At 63.8% G+C, this 4320-nt stretch carries 4 protein-coding genes and 1 riboswitch; of the genes, 1 reads left to right on the top strand and 3 read right to left on the bottom strand.

Annotated elements, in window-relative coordinates:
- The 3 genes from AC1VAN_RS13215 to thiC form a co-directional block, all read right to left on the bottom strand.
- A partial coding sequence (locus AC1VAN_RS13215) for a winged helix-turn-helix domain-containing protein (protein WP_480985954.1) occupies positions 1-232 on the bottom strand: 232 nt, incomplete at its 3' end.
- 259 nt (positions 233-491) lie between these two features.
- On the bottom strand, positions 492-1163 hold the full coding sequence (locus tag AC1VAN_RS13210; RefSeq protein ID WP_032976761.1) for an ion channel: 672 nt from the start codon (positions 1161-1163) through the stop codon (positions 492-494).
- Between the two features lie 101 nt (positions 1164-1264).
- Complete coding sequence (gene thiC / locus AC1VAN_RS13205; protein ID WP_480985953.1) at positions 1265-3109, bottom strand: phosphomethylpyrimidine synthase ThiC; 1845 nt, start codon at positions 3107-3109, stop codon at positions 1265-1267.
- 93 nt (positions 3110-3202) lie between these two features.
- A riboswitch (TPP riboswitch) is annotated at positions 3203-3304 on the bottom strand.
- Positions 3305-3551: 247 nt separating this feature from the next.
- Between thiC and AC1VAN_RS13200 the strand changes: the two genes are divergently transcribed.
- Positions 3552-4320 (top strand): BCCT family transporter (locus AC1VAN_RS13200; RefSeq protein WP_480985952.1); only part of this gene is annotated, 769 nt, incomplete at its 3' end.

Below are 4320 nucleotides of genomic sequence, written 5' to 3'. Positions count from 1 at the left end.
GCACATCGTTGGTCGGCAGCGTGTCCGGCCACACTTCGGCGAACAGCTCGTCACGGGTCACCACCCGCCCCGGCTGCCGCATCAACACGCGCAGCACGCCCAGCGACTTGGGCGTCAAACGGCGTGTACGGCGGGCACCGGCGACTTCGACCTCACGCGAGGACAAAGTAACGATGCACTCACCGACGCGGACGCGGTCGGATTCAGGCGACTGGATTTCGCTGTTGATCATTCGTTGCTATGGGGCTGAAACAGGCCGCAAACACTGTTCACCATCGATCCCTTCCCATCCTTGGCACAGCAAGAAGCCAGATTCCGCACAAAGCATCGGCGCATACCGCAAAAAAAACGAAGCCTCCGGATATTAGCCTATGCGAGTTACCTCGCCTATCGCGTGGTCGACATCAGGCTCTCTCTCGCCGACGCATTCACATAATACGCATCATCATTCGCGCCCTTTTGGGCGCGATATTTTTATCTGGCGTTCATTTTCAGAAGCGTTTCAGCATGGTCAGGCCAACCAGCCGCGAAACCACCAGCGCTACGTACATGACGCCGGAAAACTGCTCCAGCATTACCAGCGCGCGGGCCTGCGGATGCAGTGGCACGACGTCGCTGAGACCTACCCCCGACAATAAGCTGAAGCTCAGATAAAGCAGCTCCATCCATGTGCGCTGCGCGCCGCCACTGGCGCCCTGGAAACTGCCCGGATACCACTGCTGACATACGGCAAAGGTAAAAGCGAATGCCCATGCCAGCAGAGTGAACGTGGCACCGGCGGCGAACAGCTCGTCGCGCGTCACTTTGTGGTCCTGCAGCATGTAAGCGATCAGCGCACCGGCGGTGTAGAAATACAGCAGGCTTTCCAGCAGCTGCGCGGTGATGCCCAGTGCAGGCCGGTCGAGCAGGGCCGCCGAAAGGGAAAACACCACCGCCGGGATGGCCAGCACCAACGCCAGCCATGTCCCCAGCGGGCTGCGCTGCACCACCCACAGTGCCAGGCCGAGCACGGCCATGCCGAATACGCCTACTGCCGCGCGCCCGGCAGCAGTTTCGTCCAACGCCGGGTATAGCAGCACCGACAACAGCTGTGCGCCGAGCAGCCAGGCAGAGGGATGACGGCGGGCGATGGCCAGCCAGCGGGTGGTGACGGCAATGGGCATGGTTCCGTGTCCCCGGGGAACGATGGGGCGAGGATAGCGGCATGTCGGTGAGTTGGGTGACTGGACGGTGCCGGGCATGACCCGGCACTGCCCATCTGCGATCAGCCCTGCTGGTACACCTCGGCGCCGGCCGCCCGGAACTGCTCGGACTTTTCCTGCATGCCCTTCTCGGCGTACTCGCGCACGTCCTGGGTGATCTTCATCGAACAGAAATGCGGGCCGCACATCGAACAGAAGTGGGCCAGCTTGTGCGCGTCCTTGGGCAGGGTCTCGTCGTGGAATTCCTTGGCCTTCTCCGGGTCCAGGCCGAGGTGGAACTGGTCTTCCCAGCGGAATTCGAAGCGTGCCTTGCTCAGCGCGTTGTCACGCACCTGCGCACCCGGATGCCCCTTGGCCAGGTCAGCAGCATGGGCGGCGATGCGATAGGCCATGATGCCGTCGCGCACGTCCTGCCGGTTGGGCAGGCCCAGATGCTCCTTCGGCGTGACGTAGCAGAGCATGGCAGTGCCGAACCAACCGATCATCGCCGCACCGATCGCGCTGGTGATGTGGTCGTACCCCGGTGCGATGTCGGTGGTCAGCGGGCCAAGCGTGTAGAACGGCGCCTCGCCGCACTCGCGCAGCTGCTTGTCCATGTTCTCCTTGATCAGCTGCATCGGCACATGGCCGGGGCCTTCGATCATGGTCTGCACGTCGTGCTTCCACGCAATCTTCGTCAACTCGCCCAGCGTCTCCAGCTCGCCGAACTGCGCCGCATCGTTGGCATCGGCAATGCAGCCAGGACGCAGGCCRTCRCCSAGCGAGAAGSTCACGTCGTAGGCCTTCATGATKTCGCAGATGTCTTCGAAATGCGTGTAGAGGAAGTTTTCCTTGTGGTGGGCCAGGCACCACTTGGCCATGATCGAACCGCCGCGGCTGACGATGCCGGTAACCCGCCTGGCGGTGAGTGGCACATAGCGCAGCAGYACMCCGGCATGGATGGTGAAGTAGTCSACSCCCTGYTCTGCCTGYTCGAKCAGGGTGTCGCGGAAGATCTCCCAGGTCAGCGCTTCGGCGCGGCCGTCGACCTTCTCCAGCGCCTGGTAGATCGGCACCGTACCGATCGCCACCGGCGAATTGCGGATGATCCATTCGCGCGTTTCATGGATGTGCTTGCCGGTTGACAGGTCCATCACCGTGTCGCCGCCCCAGCGGATCGCCCACACCAGCTTTTCCACTTCCTCTGCAATGCCCGAGGACACCGCGCTGTTGCCGATGTTGGCGTTGATCTTGGTCAGGAAGTTGCGGCCGATGATCATCGGCTCGCTTTCCGGGTGATTGATGTTGTTGGGCAGCACCGCACGGCCGCGGGCGATTTCCTCGCGCACGAATTCCGGGGTGATGATCTGCTGGATCGACGCACCGAATGCCTTGCCAGGATGCTGCTGCAGCAGTGCGGCATCGCGGATGGCTTCCAGCCGCTGGTTTTCGCGGATTGCCACGAATTCCATTTCCGGTGTGATGATGCCGCGGCGCGCATAGTGCATCTGGGTGACGTTGGCGCCGGCCCGCGCGCGACGTGGCAGGCTGCGCGCGGGAAGACGGACCGGGTCCAGCTTCGGATCATGCTCGCGCGCGCGGCCGAACGAGGAGCTGAGGCCGTCGAGCTGTTCGGTGTCGTTGCGCTCCTCCACCCAGCCACGGCGCAGTGCCGGCAGGCCCGCAGACAGGTCGATGCGCACGTCCGGATCGGTGTACGGGCCGGAGGTGTCGTAGACGGTGACCGGTGCGTTCTCTTCGCCGCCGAACACGGTCGGCGTGCGGGTCAGCGCGATCTCGCGCATCGGCACCTGCAGGTCCGGGCGCGAGCCAGGCACGTGGATCTTGCGCGAGCCGGGTATCGGCCGGGTCACGGATTCGGAGAGTTGCTGGGCCTGTTGCTGCAGGGCGGAGAGCTGTGCGTTCATCGGGCATCGTCCAGGAAGGTCAGGGACGAAGCGGCGGCGCACTGCACCCGCGCACGGACGGCACCAAGGCGCTCCTTGGGCAGGTTCCGGGTACGGCTGCATTGCAAAGCTTCCCTACGCCGGTATGAGCCGGATCAGGTTCCAAGGGACTATCTCAACCGTGGCCACAAGGCCGCGGTACCCCCGCTTCTTGGTGGGCATTAGAGCATAGAAACCACTCGACCTCCTGGCCGTTCATCCACGCAGGGCGCAGATCTGCCGCACCCGCGTTAACAGAACCGTGACGTCGCATTCAGTAACGTGCACGCGCGCCGCACCGTTGCACGTGGCGCTTTCCCTGCCGCCATCGCGGTGCCTGTCCGGTGCGCGCACACTGTCGCCGGCCTACTCCCTGCAAGCTTTCGCTCGCTCCCCTCAATCCCTTGATCGGAGAAGCTCCTTCATGGTGTTTCGCATTTCCATCGCACTGGTGCTTGCCCTGGTGCTGCTGGCCGGCCTCGCGCCCGGTCCCTTCAATACCGTCGTGCAGGCGGCGCTGGCTGATGTCATCCGCAGCGTCGGTTGGCTGTACCTGCTGGTGGTGTTCCTGGCGCTGGTGTTCCTGATGTACCTGGCCTTCGGCCGCTTCGGCAACCTGCGCATCGGTGGCGAAGACGCTGAACCCGAATTTTCGCGCGCCAGCTGGATGTCGATGCTGTTCGCCGCCGGCATGGGCATCGGCCTGGTGTTCTGGGGCGCGGCCGAGCCGATCTCACACTTCACCAAGCCACCGGAAGGCATTGCGCCACAGAGCATGGATGCCGCGCGTGCATCGATGCGCTATGCGTTCTTCCACTGGGGCCTGCATCCGTGGGCGATCTATGCACTGATCGGCCTGGCGATGGCCTGGTTCCAGTTCAACCGCAATGGACGGGGGCTGGTCAGCGATATGCTGCAGCCGATCATCGGCCGCCACCATCGCGGCTGGATCGGCCGTGTCGTCAACATCGCGGCGGTGGTCGCCACGGCGATCGGCGTGGCGACGACGCTCGGCTTCGGCACCATCCAGATCGCTGCAGGCGTGGAGCGCGTATTTGGCCTGCAGGCGACTGTACCGGTGCAGATGACCATCATCGCCATTRCCTTCGTGCTGTACATGGCCTCGACCGCCAGCGGTGTGGAGCGCGGCGTGAAGTGGCTGTCCAACTTCAACCTGGCACTGGCTGCATTGC

It is taken from the genome of Stenotrophomonas sp. 05L44_2 (assembly GCF_056665995.1).
The sequence above is the reverse complement of the archived record's forward strand: the minus strand, read 5'-3'. Positions and strand labels throughout refer to the sequence as shown.